The 23,659-nt window shown below is 68.8% G+C and carries 24 protein-coding genes and 2 pseudogenes; 17 read left to right on the top strand and 9 right to left on the bottom strand.

Going from position 1 to position 23,659, the window contains the following annotated elements; translation table 11 throughout:
• Window positions 1–20: 20 nt before the first annotated feature.
• Window positions 21–191 carry a helix-turn-helix domain-containing protein gene (locus tag ACIQOE_RS08190; RefSeq protein ID WP_401410470.1) on the bottom strand — a complete coding sequence of 57 codons (171 nt, stop codon included), beginning with the start codon at window positions 189–191 and terminating at the stop codon, window positions 21–23.
• A gap of 433 nt (window positions 192–624) precedes the next feature.
• Between ACIQOE_RS08190 and ACIQOE_RS08185 the strand changes: the two genes are divergently transcribed.
• The gene (locus tag ACIQOE_RS08185) at window positions 625–885 is read left to right on the top strand and encodes a hypothetical protein (protein ID WP_401410468.1); all 261 of its coding nucleotides are present in this window, start codon (window positions 625–627) and stop codon (window positions 883–885) included.
• Window positions 886–1,571: 686 nt separating this feature from the next.
• On the opposite strand, the pseudogene ACIQOE_RS08180 reads toward ACIQOE_RS08185, so the two are convergent.
• The 4 genes and pseudogenes from ACIQOE_RS08180 to ACIQOE_RS08165 form a co-directional block, all read right to left on the bottom strand.
• A pseudogene (locus ACIQOE_RS08180) lies at window positions 1,572–2,432 on the bottom strand (IS5 family transposase).
• Between the two features lie 22 nt (window positions 2,433–2,454).
• Window positions 2,455–2,538, bottom strand: a pseudogene (locus tag ACIQOE_RS08175) (UDP pyrophosphate phosphatase); the annotation flags it as partial.
• Between the two features lie 3 nt (window positions 2,539–2,541).
• On the bottom strand, window positions 2,542–2,994 hold the full coding sequence (locus ACIQOE_RS08170) for a nuclear transport factor 2 family protein (protein WP_401410466.1): 453 nt from the start codon (window positions 2,992–2,994) through the stop codon (window positions 2,542–2,544).
• Between the two features lie 64 nt (window positions 2,995–3,058).
• Window positions 3,059–4,033 (bottom strand): aldo/keto reductase, encoded by a 975-nt coding sequence (locus tag ACIQOE_RS08165; RefSeq protein WP_401410464.1) that lies wholly within the window; start codon window positions 4,031–4,033, stop codon window positions 3,059–3,061.
• Window positions 4,034–4,127: 94 nt separating this feature from the next.
• On the opposite strand from ACIQOE_RS08165, the gene ACIQOE_RS08160 reads away from it, so the two are divergent.
• Both ACIQOE_RS08160 and ACIQOE_RS08155 read left to right on the top strand, forming a co-directional pair.
• Window positions 4,128–4,700 carry a TetR family transcriptional regulator gene (locus ACIQOE_RS08160; RefSeq protein WP_401410462.1) on the top strand — a complete coding sequence of 191 codons (573 nt, stop codon included), beginning with the start codon at window positions 4,128–4,130 and terminating at the stop codon, window positions 4,698–4,700.
• Window positions 4,701–4,851: 151 nt separating this feature from the next.
• A complete protein-coding gene (locus ACIQOE_RS08155) occupies window positions 4,852–5,622 on the top strand; it encodes a DUF4142 domain-containing protein (RefSeq protein WP_401410460.1) in 771 nt (256 codons plus the stop codon).
• Between the two features lie 115 nt (window positions 5,623–5,737).
• Here the strand turns inward: ACIQOE_RS08155 and ACIQOE_RS08150 are convergent, their stop codons facing one another.
• Both ACIQOE_RS08150 and ACIQOE_RS08145 read right to left on the bottom strand, forming a co-directional pair.
• Entirely contained in the window at window positions 5,738–6,730 is a 993-nt protein-coding gene (locus tag ACIQOE_RS08150) for a LacI family DNA-binding transcriptional regulator (RefSeq protein ID WP_401410458.1), read from the bottom strand.
• 103 nt (window positions 6,731–6,833) lie between these two features.
• On the bottom strand, window positions 6,834–7,769 hold the full coding sequence (locus tag ACIQOE_RS08145; RefSeq protein WP_363019565.1) for a hypothetical protein: 936 nt from the start codon (window positions 7,767–7,769) through the stop codon (window positions 6,834–6,836).
• A 788-nt stretch (window positions 7,770–8,557) separates the two neighbouring features.
• On the opposite strand from ACIQOE_RS08145, the gene ACIQOE_RS08140 reads away from it, so the two are divergent.
• The 3 genes from ACIQOE_RS08140 (at window position 8,558) to ACIQOE_RS08130 (ending at window position 10,796) form a co-directional block, all read left to right on the top strand.
• Window positions 8,558–9,211 (top strand): TetR/AcrR family transcriptional regulator, encoded by a 654-nt coding sequence (locus ACIQOE_RS08140; RefSeq protein WP_363019567.1) that lies wholly within the window; start codon window positions 8,558–8,560, stop codon window positions 9,209–9,211.
• A 268-nt stretch (window positions 9,212–9,479) separates the two neighbouring features.
• Window positions 9,480–9,668 (top strand): hypothetical protein, encoded by a 189-nt coding sequence (locus tag ACIQOE_RS08135; RefSeq protein WP_363019568.1) that lies wholly within the window; start codon window positions 9,480–9,482, stop codon window positions 9,666–9,668.
• Between the two features lie 192 nt (window positions 9,669–9,860).
• Window positions 9,861–10,796 (top strand): alpha/beta hydrolase family protein, encoded by a 936-nt coding sequence (locus ACIQOE_RS08130; protein ID WP_401410455.1) that lies wholly within the window; start codon window positions 9,861–9,863, stop codon window positions 10,794–10,796.
• Between the two features lie 66 nt (window positions 10,797–10,862).
• Here the strand turns inward: ACIQOE_RS08130 and ACIQOE_RS08125 are convergent, their stop codons facing one another.
• The gene (locus ACIQOE_RS08125; protein WP_401410453.1) at window positions 10,863–11,456 is read right to left on the bottom strand and encodes a TetR/AcrR family transcriptional regulator; all 594 of its coding nucleotides are present in this window, start codon (window positions 11,454–11,456) and stop codon (window positions 10,863–10,865) included.
• A gap of 146 nt (window positions 11,457–11,602) precedes the next feature.
• Window positions 11,603–12,553, bottom strand: a complete 951-nt coding sequence (locus ACIQOE_RS08120; RefSeq protein WP_401410451.1) for an amidohydrolase family protein — start codon at window positions 12,551–12,553, stop codon at window positions 11,603–11,605.
• A gap of 270 nt (window positions 12,554–12,823) precedes the next feature.
• On the opposite strand from ACIQOE_RS08120, the gene ACIQOE_RS08115 reads away from it, so the two are divergent.
• The 11 genes from ACIQOE_RS08115 to hcaB all read left to right on the top strand — a co-directional run bounded on the left by ACIQOE_RS08115 (window position 12,824) and on the right by hcaB (window position 23,622).
• On the top strand, window positions 12,824–13,666 hold the full coding sequence (locus tag ACIQOE_RS08115; protein ID WP_401410449.1) for an IclR family transcriptional regulator: 843 nt from the start codon (window positions 12,824–12,826) through the stop codon (window positions 13,664–13,666).
• A gap of 19 nt (window positions 13,667–13,685) precedes the next feature.
• The gene (locus tag ACIQOE_RS08110; protein WP_363019577.1) at window positions 13,686–14,333 is read left to right on the top strand and encodes a TetR/AcrR family transcriptional regulator; all 648 of its coding nucleotides are present in this window, start codon (window positions 13,686–13,688) and stop codon (window positions 14,331–14,333) included.
• Between the two features lie 207 nt (window positions 14,334–14,540).
• On the top strand, window positions 14,541–15,350 hold the full coding sequence (locus ACIQOE_RS08105; RefSeq protein WP_401410447.1) for a 2-keto-4-pentenoate hydratase: 810 nt from the start codon (window positions 14,541–14,543) through the stop codon (window positions 15,348–15,350).
• A gap of 515 nt (window positions 15,351–15,865) precedes the next feature.
• The gene (locus tag ACIQOE_RS08100; RefSeq protein ID WP_401410445.1) at window positions 15,866–17,104 is read left to right on the top strand and encodes an NAD(P)/FAD-dependent oxidoreductase; all 1,239 of its coding nucleotides are present in this window, start codon (window positions 15,866–15,868) and stop codon (window positions 17,102–17,104) included.
• A 50-nt stretch (window positions 17,105–17,154) separates the two neighbouring features.
• Window positions 17,155–18,051 (top strand): acetaldehyde dehydrogenase (acetylating), encoded by an 897-nt coding sequence (locus tag ACIQOE_RS08095; RefSeq protein WP_363019580.1) that lies wholly within the window; start codon window positions 17,155–17,157, stop codon window positions 18,049–18,051.
• Complete coding sequence (gene dmpG / locus ACIQOE_RS08090; RefSeq protein WP_401410442.1) at window positions 18,048–19,127, top strand: 4-hydroxy-2-oxovalerate aldolase; 1,080 nt, start codon at window positions 18,048–18,050, stop codon at window positions 19,125–19,127. The genes ACIQOE_RS08095 and dmpG overlap by 4 nt, the downstream gene beginning before the upstream one ends.
• Window positions 19,128–19,610: 483 nt before the next feature.
• The gene (locus ACIQOE_RS08085; RefSeq protein WP_363019583.1) at window positions 19,611–20,522 is read left to right on the top strand and encodes a VOC family protein; all 912 of its coding nucleotides are present in this window, start codon (window positions 19,611–19,613) and stop codon (window positions 20,520–20,522) included.
• A gap of 12 nt (window positions 20,523–20,534) precedes the next feature.
• Complete coding sequence (locus ACIQOE_RS08080) at window positions 20,535–21,863, top strand: aromatic ring-hydroxylating dioxygenase subunit alpha (RefSeq protein ID WP_363019584.1); 1,329 nt, start codon at window positions 20,535–20,537, stop codon at window positions 21,861–21,863.
• Window positions 21,860–22,429 (top strand): aromatic-ring-hydroxylating dioxygenase subunit beta, encoded by a 570-nt coding sequence (locus ACIQOE_RS08075; RefSeq protein ID WP_363019585.1) that lies wholly within the window; start codon window positions 21,860–21,862, stop codon window positions 22,427–22,429. The genes ACIQOE_RS08080 and ACIQOE_RS08075 overlap by 4 nt, the downstream gene beginning before the upstream one ends.
• 43 nt (window positions 22,430–22,472) lie before the next feature.
• Complete coding sequence (locus ACIQOE_RS08070; protein WP_363019586.1) at window positions 22,473–22,826, top strand: bifunctional 3-phenylpropionate/cinnamic acid dioxygenase ferredoxin subunit; 354 nt, start codon at window positions 22,473–22,475, stop codon at window positions 22,824–22,826.
• A 1-nt stretch (window position 22,827) separates the two neighbouring features.
• The gene (gene hcaB, locus ACIQOE_RS08065) at window positions 22,828–23,622 is read left to right on the top strand and encodes a 3-(cis-5,6-dihydroxycyclohexa-1,3-dien-1-yl)propanoate dehydrogenase (protein ID WP_401410439.1); all 795 of its coding nucleotides are present in this window, start codon (window positions 22,828–22,830) and stop codon (window positions 23,620–23,622) included.
• Window positions 23,623–23,659 lie beyond the last annotated feature (37 nt).

Here is a 23,659-nt window from a genome sequence, read left to right as displayed (position 1 = left end):
CTGCGAAATACTGATCTTGTCTATGGGGTTCTTTGCTGCTTAGTCCACGCCTCTACCTCGGGGAGTTTGAATCGAATCTTGGCATTGCGGCCTGCTCCGAACCTATAAGGGTTGAGTCCCACCTGGGTTGCATTCTTGTATATCCATGAAATGGATACATTTAGATATTTAGCCGTTTCTTGTGCAGTCATGAACTGGATAGCCGTGTCCCCTCAGTGTTGTGTCCGCAGGGATTCTCGTAGGGTGCCGAGCTGCGAGGGTTCAATGATCCGGGTGATTGCCGGTTTGGCCAACCGGCGAAGTGGTGCTATGTTCCGCCGGCGCTGAATATGCAGTGTTCCTGCGGGCTCGCTGGTTCACGGTGCGCGGACGTCGACGCTGGAGGGCTGGCGAAGGGGGAAGCGGTCGAACGTTTCGTGCGTCGAGCATGGCGATTCGACCGTCATTGCCAATCCATGGCCTCACCCTCGGCGACAGTGTTTGCGGCAGCCAATCGACGGCACCTAGACACTCACCGACACACAGTCCGGCTCCAAGGACACCTACAACACGTCTGGGAACCTGACCGCGGTCACCGACCGCAACGGTGACAAGATCTCCGTCGCGCAGACGCTCGCCTCCGGCATGGTGACCGGGTTCAAGGCGACCGACACCCGCTCCGGCCGATGGCTGTCCCTGACACGCGGCGCCGACGCACTGCACTACAGCGCCGCCGACAACTCCGGCCGCACCGTCTCGTACGTGACCTCGGGAGCGGTGGCCTCCGGCACGGCGAAGATGACCGTCACCGACGTGACCGGCGGCAGCACCATCTACGCCTACGACACCTCGGGGCGCATCAACCAGGTCACCACACCCGAGGCCGACGGAAGTGTCCATGAGTGACGATGACGCCGGGATGCGCTCTCTCAGCCAGGAGTCTCGGCGGCGAATCCGCCGATGGGCACCGTGTTCATCGGATCATCCTGCGAGACCTGGCGTGGCTACCCCTTGTAAACGGACACGAACGGACCAACGCACATACCGGCACCAGCGCCACGGTCAGTCAACGCTCGGCATCCGTGCCGTCAGTGGGGCTATCCGCTCAAGCCCGCGGTGCTGTAGATCACGTCCTGAAGCACGTCGCTGTAGAGGACCACCTGATAGACGTCATCGAAGTCGAGTCCGATCAGGCGTGCGCGGCGCGGGAGGGGCAGGTCGGCACCTCCGCACTGGTTGAGGGCGCTGGCTGCCGGGGCGGCGGCCAGAGCCCCGTTGCGCGGCGGCGGCCGTAGCGGCGTGGGACTACGGGCCGCTACGGCTCCGGCGAACCCCCTGCATCTACGGATACCGCGTACCAACTGCCAGCAGCACTGCGCGGCCGCCTACTCTTCTCGCGTTTCCTGGGAGGTGGTAATTCTTTCTATGAATGCTCCGGGCACTGCCGGCAAGGCCTGCGTCTCCCCCCTCGTCAGCCGCAGCCGTCGGGTCGGGGTTCGGCCGAAAGGATGGGCGCTGCCGAGCCGCTGCGCAAAGCCCGGCTAGCGCTCGGCGCAGCTCCCATACTGGTGCCCTAGGCGGTCTCGTTTGGATCAGCGGGCGGACCACAGGAAGATGTCGGCGATGTGGAGTCCGGCCAGGTAGATGGTCGCGGTCTTCTCGTAGCGGGTGGCGATGCCGCGCCATTGCTTGAGGCGGTTGATGCACCGCTCGACGGTGTTGTTGTGCTGCTTGTAGGTCTCGCGGTCGAAGGCCGGTGGTCTGCCGCCCCGGCTGCCCCGGCGCAGGCGGTGGCCGCGTTGGTCCGTCGGCACGGGGATCACCGCACGGATGCCGCGCCTGCGCAGGTGCTCGCGGATCGCCCGGGACGAATACGCCTTGTCCGCCGGGACCACATCCGGCCTGGTGCGCGGTCGGCCACGCCGTCGGGGAACACGCACGCGGGCCATGACATCGGTGAAGGCCGGTGCATCGCCTGCCTGTCCGGCGGTGAGGACGAACGCCAGAGGCCGGCAGCGGGCATCGGCTGCGAGGTGGATCTTCGTCGTCAGTCCGCCGCGGGACCGGCCGATGGCGTGATCGGCCGGTTCGCCGGCCGGGGCCCCTTTTTGCGGGCCCCGGCCGCATGCTGGTGAGTTCGCACGATCGTGGAGTCCACGGACACGGCCCAGGCCAGGTCCTCGGCGGCGTCGGCCTGGGCCATCAGCGCGGTGAAGACCCGCTCCCAGGTGCCGTCGACGGCCCACATCCGCAGCCGGTTGGATGCCCCGCCCGTTGCCGTACTTCTCCGGCAGGTGCACCCACTGCGTTCCGGTCTGGAACTTGAACGCGATCGCGTCGATCACCTCCCGGTGATCCCGTCACCGGCCGCCCCGCTTCGGCGTCCGGTCAGGAAGCAACGGCTCGATCCGCGACCACTGCGCATCAGTTAACGGCACGCCCGGACCAACGATCGACTGATCCAAACGAAACGGCCTAGGTAAGGGCGATGATCACGACGCCGAGGGCGATGCGGTACCAGACGAATGGCATGAAGCTCTTGTTGGAGATCCACTTCAAGTGTTAGGGGGTGAGGAGCATCTGGCCGAAGTGCAGGTTCAGGGCCTGGATGCGCCAGCCGTCGGCGGTGCGTGTGTAGCGCAGGTCCTCACTCTGGTGGACCTCGTTGGGATGGCCGTCGTTGGCGACGGCCACCCACAGGAGCCAGTTGCCGGTGGCGGTGTCTCCGTCGACCTCGATGATCGGGTTGGTGAAGCTGTGCATGGCGAAGGTGCCGCCGGCGGTGCGCTCGCGGAGCATCTCGACGATGGCGTCGATTCCGTGGGCGTCGACGTCCATCGCGGCTGAGGTCCAGGTGGCGTCCGCGGTGAAGACGCTCGCCAGCTTGTCGAATGCGACCTCCTTGCCCAGCCAGCCCTTGTTGACGTGGTCGGAGTAGGTGGCAGTGAGCTTCTTGATGTCCTCGATGTCCTCCAGGCGCTGAATGCGCTGTTCGAGGGTGGTGTAGTCGTTCATCGTGCTGTCCTCTGTCGGGGGGTGGAGGTGGGTCCGGCGCGGGTCTGGCGGATGCGGGGCGGAGTCAGATCCAGGCCGGGGCGTGGGCCTCGTTGATACGGGCTCCCTGAGCGCCTTTCGGCAGGATCTCCCTGATGCGGCCGATTTCCGTCGCGGTGAGCCGAAGGTCCGCCGCGGCGGCGTTCTGTGCCACGCGTTCGGGGTTGCGGCTGCCGGGGATCGGGACGATGTGCTCTCCCTGGGCCAGCAGCCATGCCAGCGCCAGTTGTGAGACCGTGGTGTCCCTGGCCGCGGCCAGTTCGGCCAGCTGCTCCACGGCGTCGAGGTTCGTCTCGAAGTTGCCGGGCTGCCACCAGGGGTAGACGCCAGCTTCCGCGTGCCGGCTGTCGGTGGTGTCGTACCGGTCGGCGCGCTTCACCGCGCCGGTGAGGAAACCGCGGGCGAGCGGCGAGTAGGCCACCAGGCCGATGCCGAGTTCGTCGAGCGTGGGAAACAGCGCTTCGACCTCCCGCGCGAACAGCGAGTACTCGGTCTGCAGCACCGAGACGGGGTGGACGGCGTGCGCCCGGCGCAGGGTCTGCGGCCCGGCTTCGCTCAGACCGAGGTACCTGACCTTGCCGGCGTCGACGAACTCCTTCATCGTGCCGACGACGTCCTCGATGGGGACGGCGGGGTCGACCCGGTGCTGGTAGAGCACATCGATGTGGTCCATCCCGAGGTGGCGCAGGCTGTTGTCGACGACCTCGCGGATGTGTTCCGGACGGCTGTCGAATCCGTACTCGCGGGTGAAGCCGAACTTGGTCGCGATGACGACGTCGTCGCGGAAGCCCTTGACCGCTGCGCCGAGCACCTTCTCGTTCTCGCCCCAGCCGTAGAGCTCCGCGGTGTCGAAGAAGGTCACGCCCAGGTCGTAGGCGTGGCGGATGGCGGTGGCGCCCGCGGTGGCGTCGGCCGGTCCGTAGGCCGAACTGATGCCCATGGATCCGTAACCGATGGCGGAGACCGTGAGCCCCTGACCGCCGAGTGTGCGCTGGTGCATCTGTATCTCCTGGATAGTGCTGCCTGCTGATTGCCTTGTCACTGTATGACTTAGATGTCAGTGACTGTCAACTGTGGCAATGTATGATGTGTCCATGGGGTTGAGAGAGCAAGCGCGGGAAGCCATTCGCGGAGCCATCGCGGAACACGCGCTGGTTCTTTTCGACGCCAAGGGCTTCGACGAGACGACGGTCGAGGACATCGCCGCCGCTGCCGGCATCTCCAGCCGCAGCTTCTTCCGTTACTTCCCGACCAAGGAGGACGCCGTCATCGTCGACCCGGCGGGCCCTGGCCTCCTCGTACGGGACGCGCTGGCCGCCCGGCCCGCCGATGAGGTGCCCTGGCAGGCCATGCGGGCCGCTCTTCAGCCGATCGTCGACATCGCCGACGCCGACCCCGAACGCACCCTGCGTGCCATGCGGGTGATCATCGCCACCGCGTCCCTGCGCGCGCGCAATCTCGAAAAGCACATCGTCTGGGCGGAGATGATCACGCCCGTCATGGCCGCACGCCTTGCCGCACCCCGTGGCGGCGACGTTCCCGCACAGGCGGTCATCGTGGCCGCGCTGTCCTGTCTCGACGTCGCCTTCGCGGGCTGGATCGCCGACGACGGTGCCGGCAGCTTCGGTGACATCCTCGACCTGGCCTTCGCGAGCGTCGGCGGCTGATCCTCCGTGCCCCCGGGTTCACCGTCGGCCGGATCCCCCTCATGGGATCCCGCTTGAATCAATGGCCAAGGATGTCGAGTCGCGCGGGCCTTCGGTCCGTACTGCTGTTGGGCACTGTCCGCGGACAGATCTACGACCTGCAGGAGTTTCAGTGCGCCTCTCTTGGACTGTGGCGGGAGCCTTCGTCGTCGGTGGTGCGGCGAGCCTTGCGCTCGCGGCGTTCGTCTACCCGGGCACCTTGGGAGCCGGCGCTGCCTCGACCTCGCACGACACCGTCATCGCCCAGACGCAGTGGGGTCCGCTGACCGAGTCGGACCGGGACTTCGTCGTCAAGGTCCGCGCGGCCGGCCTGTGGGAATACCCGGTCGGGCAGATGGGATTGCAGAAGGGCACGTCGAAGGCGGTCGTCATCGCGAGTCAGCACCTCGTCGACGGGCACTCCGCCCTGGACACGACCTGCCGCAAGATCGCACCCATGCTGAACATCACCCTGCCCAACGTCGCGAGCCCCCAGCAGCAGGAATTTGTGTTCACGCTGACAGCCGACAACGGCGAGCAGTTCGACACGGACTTCGCCAACATTCTGCGGATGACCCACGGATCGATCTTCAACACGGTGGCGAAGATCCGTTCCACCACCAAGAACACACTGGTTCGCGCCCTGGCGGACCAGGCGAACGACACGGTGCTCGATCACATCACGGTCATGGAGAAGACCGGCCTGGTCGACTTCGAGCAGACCCTCGCGAAGCAGACCGCTCCGCCTACGCTGCCCGCATCCGACGTGACCCCTCCTCCTCCGGCCTTCGGCCAGCCGACGGTCGTGCTCGCCCCGCCGCCCAGCGCCACGTCCACTCCGGTCGACATCGACGCGATCTCCGCAGGCGGCGCGGCTCCCGGTTCCGTCCTGCCGACCGGCTGACGGCCGGCGTACAGGAGCCCGCCGTCCGGTTGGCCAGGCCAGACCGAGAAGCGCCGGGAACGGTTCGGGTCCGGCACCACGACGAGGGCGCGCCTTCCCGCGGCCGGGTGGGCCGCTACGTCGAGGACCGCACGACGAGGTCCGCGACGACACGTTCGACACGGCAGGACACGCGGCCGTCCATCTGCTGAAGGAGAAGCCGGGCCGCGCTTTCGCCCACTTGCCGGGCGGGGTAGCTGATCGTGGTCAGTCGTGGTCGCACGAGCGAAGCGAAGTCGATGTCGTCGTGGCCGATGACAGCGATGTCTGCGGGTATCTCCACCCCCGCCTGCTCGGCACCGTCCATGACACCGACAGCAGTGACGTCGTTGACGCACATCACGGCATCCGGCCGGAGACGTGCGGCCATCAGGCGCTCGAACCCGAGCACTCCGGCTCGGCGGGTGTGCTCCCCGGGGATGATCAGGTCCTCGGGAATGCTCAGTCCCGCCGCTGCGGCCGCGTCCTGGATGCGTTCCAGGCGAGGGTCCCCGCCGGTCGCGTCCTCGGGGCCGGCGATCACACCGACGCGCCGCCGTCCGGAGACGGCCAGCAGGGTCAGCGCCCGCTGCACCGCGGCGGTGGAGTCCGGCATCACGAGATCGACGTCACTGAACTCGACGTCGGCACTGACCACAGCGGGGACACCCGCCGCGCGCAGGTCCTTGAACGCGTCCCGGTCGAGTCGGAACGGTGTCATGACGACGCCCGCGAACCGCTGGTTGACGACCTCGCGCAGCAGGTCCTCCTCGGCTTCGCGGCGGGCGGCGGTGTTGCTGACGACCACGTGGTAGCCGTGCGCCCGCAGTTGGTCCTGCAGCGCGCCGGCCAGGTGCGCGTAGAAGGGGTTGGCGATGTCCGGGACGATGAGGGCGACGAGGGTGGACCGGCCGGTGCGCAGGCTGCGCGCCACCGGGTTCAGGGTGAAACCGAGCCGCCTGATGGCTTCTTCGACGGCCAGCCGTGTCTCATCGGCCACTGGACGCTTGCCGCTCAGGACGTAGGAGACGGTCGCCGAAGAGACGCCGGCCGCACGGGCGACGTCGGTCATGGTCACTCGGCGCCGCATCGACACTCCCGCCTGTATCCGCCACCTCCCGCTGTCCGGCTCCGGTCGCGACTGAGCAACGCGGCACCGCGTCGCACGTGGCGGCTGATGCCACTGTATGCGGTCATCGCCGCCGGTCTTCCCGGTGAGCGGTCCGGCGCCAGGAATGGGCACGCAGTCTGCCTCTCGCCGAGTCCGCCCGATCCACGGAAGGCGATTGCGGATGACCCGCCTGGTCCGGGGAATGCTCGGAGTACGCTTTCAGCCCGTAGCCGAGTAAGGCGGATACGAGTGCGCGTCCGGGAAGGTGATAGAGGGCCTCCAGTTCACGCACCGCGCCTTCGCATCGCCTGCACCTTCTTCGGTGATCGGAGAATTCCGGGCTTATGTCGAGTTGGGATCGTCGCGCGGCGGTGTCCATGATGCGTACGTATCCTCGACATTCAGGACTTGCGTCATCGATCTCCAGGTAGGCCTGCAGATAGTTGCGGCCCAGCGTGAGCAAGGCATGATCGTAGTGGTAGGCGAACTCCTCCAGGGCCGTTCCCGCGTGCAGGCAGGCCACCTCGGCGCTGCAGCCTTCAACCTCGACGTACCAGAGCAGTTCTTGCTCGTGTTGAGGTGTGCGACGCAGGGCTCGCAGCATGACGTTGCGACGTGCCCATTCAGGAACGGCGAGAGCCGGATCGACTCCGCGGCTCGTCAGCCATCCGACGAAGTCGGGGTGCAGGCGTTGTCCGCGCTCGTCGGCGGCCCACTCCGCGGCGAGTTCCTGAACCAGGATCAGCATGCTGTGCCGGACCGCCCGTGGTCTGAAACGGCCGGCGGTCGCGGCTGTCTCCGTGATGGAAATCGCCTGCCATGCAAGCTGGTTGGCATACCGCTCCTCGGGCACGCACTGCCAGGCATGACGAAGAAGTGACGACATATGGCGGCGGCGAAAGAGCTGTACCGTCTCGTGTGCGGGTGGTTCGGTGCGGGCCAGTTGAGCAATCAGCTCGCCGTCGGACACCGGAAGTTGAGTTTCCCAGCCGGGCGGGTGGTTGTTCTGTCCGGACATGAGCACCCCTGACGAATCGTGAGGAGGTCGGCAACGTCGAACGCGCGGCCCGCGGCCTCGGTCAAAGTGCCTCAAAAACTATGACAGGAAGCCTCGTGCTGATTCGGGAGGATAGCGATTTCCGCGCTCGGATCCATACCGCCGAGTACGGAGCGAACGTCTCCTGGCGGAAGTCTCGAATACACTGAAGAACACGCTCTGTTGCCCTGTACCGGTGTACGGGCGACCTGCGTGTCGAAGCGCTTCACACGGTTTCACGTTGGCGTGCGAGGTCTGGTCTTCCACTGCGCGGCCGGCGTCGAATGCGGGGTCACGGACACCGCTGGTCACTCACTGTGACAGTTCGTCAGATCGGAGTGCGCGACTCGGCCGGGCTGCGCTCCTCTCGTAGCGTAATCGATTACGTCATCGTTGACAGCCTTGACGGATCTGCGTCCGAGCTATCTATGCACGTCAGTCGGGCTGCGTCGCTCCCGAGGGGAACGCGGCCGTCCCGCTGACGCCGAACCGCCTGTCGAATGCGCTCTCCGGCCAGTTCCTTCAGGGAGGCCGGCACGTCGACCTGAAGGGTGTGCCTGGTGGAGGCGACGGGTTCCGCAGGGCGACCTCCGTGTGACCAGTCGGTCATGACGCCGGCGGATCACAGGCTGGACAGCACGCGACGCGCTCTCAACGGGTGCGTGGACCCTCGCCAACAGGCATGCCAGGCAGACTCGTTGACATGTGACAGAGGACGCTCCACCATGACCGGGCGGTCACATGACCGTCCGGTCATAGGAGGTGTGCCCGTGCCCACGCCCACCTGGACCCGGCTGTCGCCGGCCCGCCGTGAGCGCGTCCTCGTCGCCGCGATGGACGAGTTCGGCACCCACGGCTACTCCACCGGCAGCCTGAACGTCATCGCCCGTGAGGCCGGTGTCGCCAAGGGCTCACTGTTCCAGTACTTCTCGGGCAAACTCGACCTCTTCACCTACGTCGCCGAGCAAACCTCGCTGCGCGTCTACACACACATGCGACCCTGGCTCGAGGGCTACGACGGGACCGGCGACTTCTGCACCCACCTCGTCGACGCGCTGGAGGCCTGGCTCGACTATTTCGCACGCCGGCCGCTGGAGCGCGGCGTGGCCGCCGCCACCAACATGGAGATGGACCCGGCGGTCCGGGACGCGGTCCGCGTGCCGGTGAACGCCGTCTACCTGGCGGGTCTCCGTCCTCTGCTGGACCGGGCCGTCGCTGTCGGAGACCTGCGCCAGGACGCCGATCTCGATGCTCTGCTGGCGATCCTTCTGGTTCTCCTGCCGCATCTCGCGCTGGTCTCGCACGTCGCCGCGCCGGACCACCCCCTTCCGCTGAGCGGAATTCCTCCCGAGGACCGGCGCGAGCACCTCGAACGTCTCATCACGCCGCTGCTCGCCGACTTCAGAAGAGGAGACGAGCGATGAGCGACTTCGACCACGACTTCCTCGTCATCGACGGCTCCCCTCCTCTCCACCGGCCTTGGCGTCACTCCCTCGCCCACCATCATCGCCGTGCGCCTCCAGTCCCCCACGGAACGGACGCCATACCACGCACTCCTGCGCGCCGTCCTGACGCGCGACGGTGCACGCCCCCGCGTCTGCATCACCGACATCTTTCGCCGCCCGAACGGACGAGGGGGAACTTGCCGCCGGACGGTACGCGGAGCGGAGGCACCTGCCCGGACGCCGGCTCATGGCCTACAAGCTCGCGCAGACGCTGGACGGCCGGATCAAGACCAGTCCGGTCCGCAGCAGCGCCGCCCTGCGACTGGCGGATGCCGAGTGGACGGCACCGGTCGGCGGCCGGCTCGGCGCGCTCGGCCGTCGAACCCCCCTGATCAGCCTCACCCTGCGGGACTTCACCCTGTGCTTCGGGCACTGACCTGTCCGCGCGGCACCGGCAGGCGCACAAATCGCTCCGAACGAGCCCGGTTCGGCCCCACACCCCCTCCTGTAGCACCGTTCGGGCCTTCCGGGTGTGCCCGCGCGGCGCTCACCTCCGACCGCACACCCGGACGGCACTGAGACTTACCACCGGACATCACTGTTTCGTCCCCACAGAAAAGGTGATCTCGTGTTCCGTACACTCCTGCGGTCGTTGACCGCGGTGCTGCTGACCGCGGCAGCCACCATGACCCTCTCGCCGGCGGCTCACGCATCGCAGACGGCCGTCCAGGTGCGGGCGACCGACCCCTCCACCACGGGGTCGTATCCCGTCGCCTACACCGACGTCACCGTGTCGGCCTCGGGCCGCTCCTACAGCGCGCGTGTCTGGTACCCCGGTACGACCGCGGGGGCGAACGCGCCGGTCGCGGCCGGTGCCCACCCTGGCCTCGCGTTCGGTCACGGCTTCTTCCAGGCCATCACCCAGTACGAGACCCTGCTCAAGCACTACGCGTCCTGGGGCGTCATCACCGTCGCCCCGAAGTCCCAGGGCGGCCTGTTCCCGAGCCACTCGGCCTTCGCCGACGACCTGAACGCCGCCCTCACCTGGCTCACCAGCCAGAGCAGCACGACCGGGTCGAGGTTCGCGGGCGCGGTGAACACCAGCCGTCTCGCCGTGTCCGGGCACTCGATGGGCGGGGGAGCGGCGCTGCTCGCCGCGAGCCGCAACCCGGCCGTCAAGTCCGTCTCCACTCTGGCGGCCGCGGAGACCAACCCCTCGGCCGTCACCGCTTCAGGCACGCTGAGCATGCCCGTCCAATACCTCGGCGGCAGCGCGGACACCATCGCCGGTGTCGCCGCCAACCAGCAGAAGATGTACGACGCCAAGCCGTCCGTGACCCAACTGCGTGTCATCACAGGCGGGTTCCACTGCGGATTCGAGGACAGCTCGGGCATCGGCTGTGACAGCGGGACCATCACCCGCGCCGCCCAGCAGAAACTCACCTACGGCATCACGACTGCCTGGCTGTTGTACACCCTGGGCGTCGACACCACGCTGTACGACCAGGTGTGGGGTTCCGCGGCACAGAATCTCGACGGTGTGGTGTACTCCGCGAAGCCTTGAGCACCGTGGGCTGAGCACCCCGTCGCGCGGGCGGCCCACGGAAAGCCCCGTGGGCCGCCCGCGTGGTCATCGGGCCCGTCCGAGCGGCTCTTGGTGCGCGGGCGGCCGAAGGAGGGCCGGCAGGACGACGGCTGTGATGTAGGAGGCGAGTGTCTCTGGTGCCGGCGCCTGGTCGTGGAAGAGGTCGTGGACGATCACGGCTCCGAAGAGCATGGTCGGCACGAAGGCGAGAGCCGGACAGTTCTGATCTACCTCGCCCCGGTCGACGGCGTGCTGGACCATCCGGCGGAGGGCCGCGGCCGGCGGCGCGAGGAGGTTCCTGTGCACCGCCTGGAGCAGAGCGGGGTTCTCCCGTGCCGCTACGGCCACGCTTCGTAGCAGAGACATTCGCCGGTAGACCGTGTCGTCGTTTTCCAGGGTGGTCAATGCGTGCAGGTCGCCGAGCAGGGAACCGGTGTCGATGGTGTGGATCTTGTCGGGTATTTCGTGCCGGATGGCGCTGACGACCAGGTCGGGTTTGCCGTTCCATCGGCGGTACAGGGTGGCTTTGCTGCATCGGGTGTGTGCGGCGAGTTTGTCCAGGGTGAGGGCCTCGTATCCGCCGTCCTGGATGACGCGCAGGACCACTTCGTAGATCTCGGCTTCGCGTTCGGGGGTCATGCGTCGGCGGTGCGGTGGCGCTGGGTTCGTCATGATGGTGGCCTCCAGCACGTCCGGCGGCAGTCGATCACTCGTCCGCGCGCGATGCGATCATCTGCCGGGCGATCCCACGGGCTGCTCGTCGTCGCCTCGGGAGCCGTGGGATGTCAGGCGAAGCGGGGAAAGAGCCGGGTGGCGTTGGTGCGTTCGACGGCGGCGAGTTCTCCGGGGGTGAAGCCGTCGAAGCCGGTGAGGTTCTCGATGTTGTCGTCGACGACGGCGACGGGGGCGGCGGGCCAGTCCGTACCGAAGAGCACGTGGTCGGCGCCGGTGACCTCCAGCGTCGGCAGCAGTGAGGTGCGGCTGCCGGCCAGCGCGGTCTCGTAGTACAGGCTCCGCAGCGCCTCGGACACGTGGCCCGCGTCGATCGCCGCGTCCTGGGGCGCACGTCCTGTCGCGCTGTGCGCGGCGATCCGCCAGCCGAGGGTGGGCAGCGCCCCGCCGGCGTGGGCGAGGATGAGCGTGAGACCCGGGTGGCGCAGGAAGACACCCCGGTAGACGGCATTGACGATGTTGCGGGCGGTGTCCAGCGGGAACTCGACGATGGATGCCACCCGGCCCATCCCGAGCACGTCGATGTGCGGGCAGCTCTCGGGGTGGACTAGGACCGGGGTCCGCCGACGGGCCAGCTCGGCGAGGATCGGTTCGAAGAACGGTTCGCCGAAGTACTCACCCCTGGCGTTGGAGGGCAGTACGACACCGTCGAGGCCGAGCGTGTCGAGGGCGTACGTGATCTCCTTCACCGCGTCGTCCGGCGCGTCGAGCGGGAGCGAGGCGAAGGCGCCGAAACGGTCGGGGCGAGCCCGTACGACGTCGGCGAGCTCCTCGTTGATGTCCCGGGCGAGCCGGACGGCGAGCCCTGGTTGCTCCATGCCGGCCAGGACCGACGGGAACGACAGCACCTGGGCGGCGATTTCGCGCTCGTCCATGAACCCGAGCGCACCGGCCACCGTCCACGGCGCGATGCGGAACCCGCCGGGGAAGACGGTCTTCTCCATGAGGCGGGCCACGGTTCCGCCTATGTAGTGCGTATGTACATCGATTCGGTCGCGGCTCATGCGATCGGCTCCTCGAACGGCGTCTTCTTCGTATCTGTGCGGCCCTGCCTGCACACCCGGACACGAATACGGCCAGTGCCCCGGATCGCGCCAGCGCTGGTTCCGTCCTCCGGAACGCGGGTCGATCCGCCAAGGGGCGCGGCCCGTGTCCGAAGGCCAGATGACAGTCCGGCCAACCGCGTGAATCCTCCGGGTGGCCTCGACCAGGCCGTCGGTAGTACGGTACTAGAGCGCTCCTTCTAGTGCGAGCGTTCTAGTTCGGGAGGCCTCATGGACAGCGCCTTTTCCACCCAGGCGAAGACGGACGCGGGCGCCGCATGCTCGCTGGGGCCGACGGCAGGAGACGGCGAGCCGCTGGGTGGCGGCTCCTCATCGATCCTGTGGAAGGCGTTCGCCATCCTGGGCGTCTTCGACCGGGACCGTAATCTGCTGACCCTGAGCGAGATCAGCCGTCGCAGCGGCCTGCCCAAGTCGACCGCGCACCGCGTGATCAAGATGCTGGTGGAACTCGGTGCGCTGGCCAGGGGAGGGGAGGACTACCGGCTGGGCCCGCTGATGTTCTCGTTCGGCAGCCGTTCGGGGGAGATCGTGCTGCGGGAGGTGGCGATGCCCCACCTGGTGCAGGCCGCCACCCGGACCGGTCACCTCGTCCAGCTCGGCGTGCTGCGCGGCCGCGACGTCCTGTACCTCGCCAAGGTGGGTGGCCGTGGATCGCTGAACCCGGTACCGGTCGGCGACCGGCTGGAGGCGCACATGACAGCGCTGGGCAAGGCCATCCTCGCGTTCTCCGACGAGCGGACGGTCGCCACGGTTCTCGACGGCCCGCTGGCACGGCGCACCCCCGCCACCGTCACCGACCGGCAGGCTCTGAGCGGCGCGCTGTCGCAGGCGCTCGCCCGGCGTATCGCGACCGACCGCCAGGAGGCCGTGCCCGGCCTGCACTGCCTGGCCGTCCCCATCGTCACCCGGGGCCGGGCCGCGGCGGCGATCTCCGTGTGTTTCCCTGCGTCCGTCGGCAGCGGTGAGCAGTTCGTCCCCGTCCTCCAGGAGACCTCGGCGCGGATTGCCCGTGCCCTGCTGCAGACCGACGCGCTCGAAGCCCGAGTGTCATGATCCGCGTAGACTCTCCAGCATGAGCATGATCGACAAGGGTGAGGTCGGTGCGGACCCGACGCCGGTCGACGGCCCCTCGTCCCGCGAGGCGATCTTGGACGCCGCGGAGCGGCTCATGGCCCACCACGGCTACGCGGACACCTCGATCTCCGCGATCTGCAAGGCGTCCGGACTGCCCGTGGGCTCGCTCTACCACCACTTCGGCAACAAGAGCGGCATCTTCGCGGCGGTGCTGGAGCGGGGCAACGGACGGTTCTACGGCGGGCTGGACGCCATGGTGGAAGCGACGGCGGGCCCGGAGGAGCGTCTCCGGCAGTACTTCGACCTCGCTCCCGAGCTGCTGATGAACAACGTCGCGTACTTCAAGATCCTGCACAGCTCGCTCACCGGCGGCGACCCCGGCGTACTGGAACGGCTGGAAGAGAACAACGAGACCGTGGCCCGGCGGCTGGCCGCTGTCATCGAACCGGTGGTGCGTGCGGCGGGCGTCGCCGACGCGGCCGGTCTCGCGTTCCGGCTCGCCCGCTTCTCCGCCGTCTACGCCGCAGGAGCGATGCTCACCGCGGGGTACGTCCGAGAGCGCCTGATCGCGGAAATGGCGCCGCTGTACGGCGTCGTCCGCGCCATGATCACCGCGGCGGCGACGGCCGAGCACCCGAAGGGCTGAACCGGCTCGCGCCCCGGCTCGGCCCCCCGGTCGCTGTCGCGCCCGCGCCTCCCAGGAGATGTTGCCGTTCCGGTCGACGGAACGAATGCTGCGTTCGGCCGGAGTCATTGCCTAAACCGGAGGCGAACGCATCCGCACGCCCACGTCTCTCCGGGAGGCTCCCATGCCGCTGCCCTTCAACCCCGTCACGCTCCCGGGACGCCGCTCATGACGCCGGAGATCGAGAAGGCGGCCGACGTCCTGCTCGCGGCCGAACGCTCCGCGACACCGTGCCCGCCCGTCCGCGACCTCCTGGGAGAGGGCGGTGCCGTGTCCGCCTACTCCGTTCAGCGGCTGAACATCGCGCGCAAGCTGGTGGGGGACCGCCGTGTCGTCGGCCGGAAGATCGGCCTGACATCGCCCGCGGTCCAGCGTCAACTGGGCGTCGGCCAACCGGACTTCGGCACCCTGCTGTCGGACATGGCGGTGGCCGACGGCGGCACGGTCGGCCACCGCCGGTTGCTGCAGCCGAAGGTGGAGGCCGAGGTCGCCCTCGTCCTCGGCGCCGACCTGCCGCACGTCGAGCCGACCGTGGCCGACGTGCTCAGGGCCGTCGACTTCGCCCTGCCCGCCCTGGAGATCGTCGACAGCCGCATCGCCGACTGGGACATCACCTTCGCCGACACCGTCGCGGACAATGCCTCATCGGGGCTCTTCGTCCTCGGCGGCGCCCCGGTGCCGCTGACCGCCGTCGATCTCAGGTCGGTGCGGATGACCTTGCTGAGCGACGGCACCAAGGTCTCCGAGGGGTCGGGCGCGGACTGCCTCGGGGGCCCGCTGAACGCCGCGGTGTGGCTGGCGGCCACCCTCGCGCGGCTCGGCGATCCCCTGCGCGCCGGAGACATAGTGCTCACGGGCGCGCTGGGCCCCATGGCCGTCGCGCAGCCGGGACGGACGTTCGAAGCCCGGATCTCCGGCCTGGGATCCGTGCGGGTCGCCTTCGCGGCCGGGGACGCGGACGAAACCGCCCAGGGCTGATCCAGCACGGCGAAGCGGACGAGAGCGGACCGGCAAGCGACTGAGCCGGTCCGCATCGAGTCCGCGCACCCCCGCGCACGATCCCCTCGTGCCGGAGCGGCATGACAGAAGTGCTTCTCGCACCTACGGCACGCAGTCCGCCCCCGTACGGCTCCGGACTGCCCACTCCCTGCCCGTCGCCCGCGCTCCGCCCGCATGATCGCCGTTCCGGCCAACGGCACGATCGGTGCCCAGCGTCCGCCGCGTGAGCTGTCATGAGAACGGGCTGCCCCTGCGTCGGCGCCGACCCTCCGGGTCGCCTCTTCGACCGGACGGGCGGCATCCGCCCACCGCGGCCCCGGACGGGCGCCGGGCCGCCCCGGACACCGTCCAGAACCGCCGCGAAGCACCACAGTGACCTCGGAAGGACACATCATGGCCACTGCCCACCTCCCTCGAACCGACCGGACCGAAGCACGCCGCATACGCCGCTGCCCGGCCACCGCGACGCTCACTCCCCGCAGTGAGGAGGCCCGATGAGCGTCGGGAGCCCCGGTGGTGCGCCGGACCGGATCGTCGTGGTCGGCGCCGGAGTGGCCGGCATCGCTGCCGTGGAACAGCTCAGATCGCTCGGGCACAGCGGGAAGATCACCTTGATCGACGCGGGTGAACAGCCCTATGACAGGCCCCCGCTGAGCAAGGCGTTCCTGCTGGGCGAGGCCGACGTCGAGCAGATCCGGCTCGTCTCCGAGGCCTGGTTCGACGACAATGACGTCGAACTGCGCGCCCGACGCTCGGCGGTCCGGCTGCGTCCGGCCGAGGGCTCGGTGGAACTCGACGACGGCTCGCACGCGCCCGCCGACGCGGTGCTGCTGGCCAACGGTGGCATCGCCCGGCGCCTCCCGGTTCCGGGCGGGGACCTGCCCGGGGTGCGTGTCCTGCGTACGGTCGACGACGCCCGCGCTCTGCGCGAAGCCCTGGTGCCCGGCGCCCGCACCGTCGTGATCGGCGGCGGCCTGATCGGCGCCGAGGTCGCCTCCAGCGCCGTGGCTCTGGGCTGCGAGGTCACCTTGGTCGAGCCGGTCGTACCTCCCCTGGCGCCCGCCGTCGGAACGGAGATCGCCACCCTCCTGCACCGTCAGCACACCCAGGTCGGGATCCGCTTGGTCACGGACACCGTGGCCCGCATCAAGGACGGCCCCGGCCACCTCCTCGTCGTCACCGGTGCGGGCCAGGAGTACGCCGCGGACGTCGTGGTCACCGGCATCGGCATGACGGTGCCCGGCGATCTGGCCCGCAGCGCCGGTCTCGACACCTCGGACGGAGTGATCGTCGACCGCTTCCACCGCACGTCCCACCCCGCCGTCTTCGCCGCCGGTGACACCGCCCGGATCCGCCGGCCGGACGGCACCCTGCACCGCCGCGAACACTGGCAGGCGGCGCGGCAGGACGGACGGACCGCGGCGGCCGCCATGCTCGGGCAGCCGCTGCCGGCCACCGATCCGGACTGGTTCTGGAGCGACCGCCACGGCGTGCACGTGGAAGGCGTGGGAGACCTCCGCACCGGTGGCCGACGCGTCCTGCGCGGTGCACCGGACAGCCTCCCCCTGGCCGTGTTCGACCTCGCCGACGACGGACGCCTGCTCGGCGCCGCCGCCGTCGACGACCCCCGCGCCATCGCCGCCGCCCGCCGGCTGATCAGCGCGGGTGCCGTGCCGGATCCCGACCTGCTGGCCGACACGTCCGTCAACCCTCGCGCGTGGCTCCGCCGGTGAACCCCACACCGTCGGTCCACGCCCTCTCGAAGGATCTCGAAGGAGACAGCATGCCCCTCCGTTGCGCGATCGTCGGATCCGGCAACATCGGTTCCGACCTGATCGCCAAGATGCGGCGGTCGCCGGTGCTCGAACCGCGCCTCCTGGTCGGTATCGACCGCGCGTCCGACGGCCTGCGCCGCGCCCGCCGCGCAGGCGTGGAGACCACCAGTGACGGCGTCGACGTTTTGCTGGAGCGCGCCGACGAGTTCGACCTCGTCCTGGAGGCGACCTCGGCGGCAGCGCACCTCGCGAACGCACCCCGCTACCGGGAAGCGGGCCTCGCCGTGCTCGACCTCACCCCGGCGGCCGTGGGCCCGTACGTTGTTCCTGCCGTCAACCTGGACCAGGTCGTCGCGGAACCCAACCTCAACATGGTCACCTGCGGTGGCCAGGCCACCGTGCCGATCGTCGCGGCCATCAGCGATGTCGCCTCCGTCTCGTACGCCGAGATCGTGGCGACTCTCGCCAGCCGGGCCGCGGGTCCGGGCACCCGGGCGAACATCGACGAGTTCACCGAGACCACCTCCGACGCCCTGGTGAAGGTCGGCGGGGCGGCATCGGGCAAGGCGATCATCGTGCTCAATCCCGCCGAGCCACCCGTCATCATGCGCAACACGGTCTTCGCCGCTGTCGACCCCTGCGCCGACCACGACGAGCTGCGGGCGTCGATCGACAAGACCGTGGCTCTGGTGCAGAGCTATGTGCCCGGTTACGAGCTGGCCGCCCCCGTACAGATCGACCCGGAGCAGGGCCCTGGCGGCAGTACGAAGGTGAGTGTCTTCGTCCGGGTCCGCGGGGCCGGCGACTACCTCCCCATGTACGCCGGAAACCTGGACATCATCACCGCCGCTGCCATCGCGACCGCCGAGCGCCTCGCCCCGCAGCTGGAAAGGACCCGCGCATGAGCGCCGACCGACCGGGCCTCCTCGGCTCGCCAGTGATCCACGACGGCACCTCCCGCGATCCCCTCGCGGATCGTGCGATCAGCGTCTGCGACACCACCCTGCGCGACGGTTCGCACTCCGTGGCCCACCAGTTCACCGTCGACGACGTACGCGCCGTCGCTCGCGGCCTCGACGCAGCCGGCGTGCACGTCGTGGAAGTCACCCACGGCGACGGCCTGGGCGGGTCGTCCTTCAACTACGGCTTCGGCGCCGAGAGCGACCTCGACCTGATCAAGGCCGCCCGCGCGGAGCTGACCACGTCCAAGCTCGCCGCGCTGCTCCTCCCCGGCATCGGCACCATCGACGACCTCAAGGCGGCCACCGCCGAGGGCATCGACATCGTGCGGGTGGCCACCCACTGCACCGAGGCCGACATCGCCGTCCAGCATCTCGGAGCAGCGAAGCGGCAAGGGCTGGAAACCGTTGGTTTCCTGATGATGTCTCACATGACCAGCCCCTCCGCACTGGCGGAACAGGCACAGATCATGCGCGACTCCGGGGCCGACACGATCTACGTCGTCGACTCCGCCGGGGCTCTCCTGCCGCACCAGGTCGTGGAGCGCGTCGAAGCACTGCGCGATCGGCTGGACGACGACGTCACCCTCGGCATGCACGCCCACAACAACCTCGGAGTCGGTGTCGCCAACGCCCTCGCCGCCGCCGAGGCCGGTGCCGGAATCCTCGACGGGTCGTGCCACGGACTGGGCGCGGGTGCGGGCAACGCCGCCACCGAGGTGATGGTGGCGGCGCTCGACCGGGCCGGCGCGGACACCGGCATCGTCACCCGGCTGCTGATCGATGTCGCCGAGGAGGTGGTGGCGCAGCGCTGCGCGGGCAAGCTCCCCCGTCTCGATCGGGGCAGCCTGCTCCTCGGATACGCCGGCATCTACAGCTCGTTCCTGCTGCACACGCGTCGGGCCGCGGCCCGCTACGGCGTGCCGGAAGCGGAGATCATTGTGGAACTGGGCCGGCGGCGAGTGGTCGGAGGCCAGGAGGACATGATCATCGACGTCGCGCTGGAGCTCAGTTCACGCTAGGCGCCGCCCCTTCGCGGATCCGGCGTTCACGGACGCCCGTGTGCGGCACCCGATGACCTCGGGTGCCGCACACGGGCGTCTTCGTGTCGCCGCAGTGGCCGGTCCACTCGGACGAAGCAGATGCCCGCGGCTGCCTCCGCGCGGCCGGGACGACCGCCATGCCTGCCCTTGGTGTCGGTCGCCGGAATGCGCCGTTTTCCGAGGTCACAGCGGCGCCGCGGCCTTGACGCGTCGCAAGGGGCGGGGTTTGTGACGTGCTCGTGTCGGGCGCATGTCGGGTGGCGAACAGATTCCGTTCCGGTCTCCGGAACCGTGCGTGTCCCTGCGCCTGATTCGGACCGAGACTCGGGAGACGTACCCACCGGGCACCGATCCCGGAGCGGCCGAGCGGTCCTCGATGTCACGCAGGACCGGTATCGAGCCCGCGCAGCGGCAGTACCGCCGTGAAGACCAAGACACAGCATCCAACGAAGGGTGAAGTGCATGTCCACCATCCACGCCCTGGGCTACCTCGTCGTGAGGGGCCCGGTCGCCGAGTGGCGCCGCTATGGCGCCGACATCCTCGGCGCACAGGTCTCCGACAGCTCCACCGACAGCGAGCTGCGGCTGCGCATGGACGACCGGGCCTACCGGATCCTGGTCGAGGACGGCGAACCCGGCGGCCCCACCAGCCTGGTGGCGCTGGGCTTCGAGACGGCGAACGCGGCCGGGCTCGACGCGCTGGCCGCGCGGCTGGGCGCCCAAGGCATCGAGGTGACGGAGAATCCCGAGCTGGCCGAGCGACGCCAGGTCCGGCGGCTGTTCACCTTCGAGGACCTCGACGGCAACACCCTTGAGGCGTACTACGGCCAGCACACGGACCACCGGGCGTTCGTCTCGCCGCGTGGGGTGAACTTCGTGACCGGCGACATGGGTGTCGGACACACCTTCCTGCTGTCGTCCGACGCTCAGAAGGCCTCGGAGTGGTACATCGACGTCCTCGGCTTCCGGCTGAGCGACACCATCGACTTCGGTGTCTCCGAGGGCATCTTCCTGCACTGCAACTCGCGCCACCACACCATCGCGCTGGCCACCTTCCCCGGCGCCCCGTCCGGCATCGGCCACCTCATGATCGAGGTGGACCGCCTCGACTCCGTGGGCCGCGCCCTGGACCTGGTGGCCGCGTCACCAGAGGCGCTGACCATGGCGATCGGCGAGCACACCAACGACCGGATGACCTCCTTCTATGTGAAGACCCCTTCGGGCTTCGACGTCGAGTACGGCTGGAACGGCCTGCTGATCGACGACGCCGACTGGACCGTGGGTCACTACAGCTCCCCCAGCAACTGGGGGCACAAGTTCACGGCCCCGCCGCCCGCGCCGCCGGCTTCCGCCGACGCCGCGCCGAGCCTGTAAGGGAGGCCACCTGTGATCGACATCTCTTCCTTCGACCCCGCCGGCGGCCTGCTGGATCCGCGGATCTACACCGACCCGGACGTCTACCAGCGCGAACTGGAGCAGGTCTTCGGCCGCTCCTGGCTGTTCCTGACGCACGAGTCGCAGCTGCCCAAGCGCGGCAGCTTCATCCAGACGTACATGGGGGAGGACCCGGTCCTCGTCGTGCGGCAGCGCGACAACAGCGTCAAGGCGTTCCTCAACCAGTGCCGCCACCGCGGCATGCGGATCTGCCGCGCGGACGAGGGCACCAGCAAGACCTTCACCTGCAGCTACCACGGCTGGGCGTACGACCTCGAGGGCAACCTGATCAACGTTCCCGAGGAGGACCGCGCCTACCGCAACGACATCGACAAGTCGAAGTGGGGGGCGCTCAAGATCCCGCGGGTCACCAACTACAAGGGCCTGATCTTCGGCACCTGGTCCGCCGACGTGCCGGAGTTCGAGGAGTACCTCGGCGAGATGGCGTACTACCTCGACACCGTCCTCGACATGTATGACGGCGGCATCGAACTGGTCCCCGGCCCGATGAAGTGGGTCATCGACTGCAACTGGAAGTTCGCGGCCGAGCAGTTCGCCAGCGACATGTACCACGCGCCGATCTCGCACGCCTCCGCCGCCGTCGCGATGTTCGAGGACCCGGCGCTGCAGGGGATGATGTCCCCGCCGAAGGAGGCCCCGGGCCGCCAGTTCGCCGGCAACGGCCACGGATCGGGCTCCTTCTGGATCCCCGAGTTCGGCCCGAACCCGCAGTACGGCCCCTCGTTCAACGCGTGGAACATCGCCAACCGCGACAAGGTCTTCGCGAACATCGGTGTCGAGCGGGCCCACAAGGTCTTCGCGCACAACACCTGCTTCCCCAACTTCTCCTGGCTCGGCCAGTCCAACACCATGCGGGTGTGGCACCCGCGCGGCCCCGGACAGATCGAGGTCTGGGCGTGGACGTTCGTCCCCAAGGACGCGCCGCAGGCGGTCAAGGACGACATCGTCAAGAGCAGCCAGTTCACCTTCAGCCCCGCCGGTGTCTTCGAGACCGACGACGGCGAGAACTGGACCGAGGTGCAGATGGTGCTGCGCGGCTGGAAGGCCCGGCAGAACACCTTCAACGCGCAGATGGGCCTCGGCTACGAGGAGCGCGACACCCACGGCCTGCCCGGCAGGTCGAACGACGTGTACAGCGAGACCGCGGCCCGCGGTTTCTACCAGCGCTGGAAGGACCTGATGCTCGGCGTTTCCTGGGCCGGCATCACCGAGCTCGACGCCGCCCGCCGGGCCTCCGAGGAGGAGGTGCAATCCGTATGACCACCACCGAGCAGCAGCCGGAGACCACGGCGGCGTCCGCGCTGCGGACCACGCCGCTGGAACTCCAGCACCGCGTCGAGCAGTTCCTCTTCGCCGAGGCGGAACTCCTGGACGACCACCGCTACCAGGACTGGCTCGCCCTCTGGGCCGAGGACGCCCACTACTGGATCCCCACCCGGATGACCCGCACCATCCGGGAGCGTCACCAGGAGCTGTCCCCGCTGGGGGCCGGCGCACACGTCTCCGACGACTACGACCAACTGCGCGGCCGCATCCGTGCCATCGTCTCCGGCATCCACTGGTCCGAGGAGCCACCGTCCCGCACCCGGCGCCTGCTGACCAACGTGCGGATCGACGAGCGCGCCGACGGCACCCTCGATGTGCGCACCAACTTCTGGGTCTACCGCAGCCGACTGGAGCGCCACCAGGACTGGTTCGCGGGTGAGCGCTTCGACGTGCTGCGCCCGGCGGAGGCGGAGTTCGGCTACCCGTACCGGATCGCCGACCGCAAGATCGTTTTCGAGCAGACCACCCTGCTCGCACCCAGCGTCAGCATCTTCTTCTGACCGTCGTCCAGCGACGGCCTGAGGAAACGTGACAGGAGAGATCATGACCATGACCGACGTGCAGACCCGCTGGGTGCGGCTGTGCGCTCTGTCCGAGCTGGAGGACGACGAGGGGCTGCGCATCGCGACCGTCCCTCCCGTGTCGGTCTACCGCTCCGAGGACGAGCTGTTCTGCATCGACGACACCTGCACCCACGAGGACTTCTCCCTCGCCGAAGGCTGGGTGGAGAACTGTGTCGTCGAGTGCACGCTGCACATGGCGAAGTTCGACCTCCGCTCGGGGAGGTCGCTCTGCCCGCCCGCCGTCAACGCCGTCAAGGTCCACGAGATCAGGGCCGAGGGCGACGACGTGCTGGTCAACCTGCCCGTCGCCTACACCCTCCCCGAGGAGGACTGAGATGGGCTGGCTGGAGAACACCTCCGTCCTGGTCACGGGCGGGGGGTCCGGCATGGGCCGGGCGATCGTGGAGCGGTTCGTGGAGGAGGGCGCCCGCGTCGCCGTCTTCGACCGCTCGGCGGACAAACTCGCCGACGTCGTTGAGCAGTTCGGCGACAGAGTGCGAACCGTCCAGGGGGACGTCACCTCGACCGCCGACAACGCGGCCGCGGTGGACACCGCCGTCGGTGCCTTCGGCGGACTGGACGTCTTCATCGGCAACGCCGGGGTCTGGGACTTCTCCCGGTCCCTGCTGGACAGTTCACCCGAGGACCTGGCCAAGGGCTTCGACGAACTGTTCGCCGTCAACGTCAAGGGCTACCTGCTGGGTGCCAGGGCATCCGCCGAGGCTCTGCGCACGTCGCACGGCAGCATGGTCTTCACCCTGTCCAACGCGTCGTTCTTCCCCGGCGGCGGCGGTCCGCTGTACACCGCTTCCAAGCACGCCGGCACCGGACTGGTGAAGCAACTCGCCTTCGAGCTGTCCCCCGAGATCCGGGTCAACGGCGTGGCACCCGGCGGCATGGCGACCGACCTGCGCGGTCCGGGCTCGCTCGGGTTGAGCGACACGAAGATCACCGATGCCCTGCCGCTGCGCGAACTGATGATCAACCACTCGGCCCTTCAGCGCGAGATCACGGCACAGGACTACGTCGGCACCTACGTGCTGCTGGCATCACGCCGGAACTCGGCCAGCGTGACCGGGACCGTCTTCGACATCAGCTCGTTCGGCACCCCACGCCGCCCCGGACCCTGAGCGGAACCGGTACCCCCAGGCCTGGTGCGCGGTTCAG

The organism is Streptomyces sp. NPDC091282 (assembly GCF_044757385.1).
In the GTDB taxonomy this organism is placed as follows: domain Bacteria; phylum Actinomycetota; class Actinomycetes; order Streptomycetales; family Streptomycetaceae; genus Streptomyces; species Streptomyces gramineus.
Note: the sequence above shows the minus strand (reverse complement) of the source record. Positions and strands in the feature narration are given on the sequence as shown.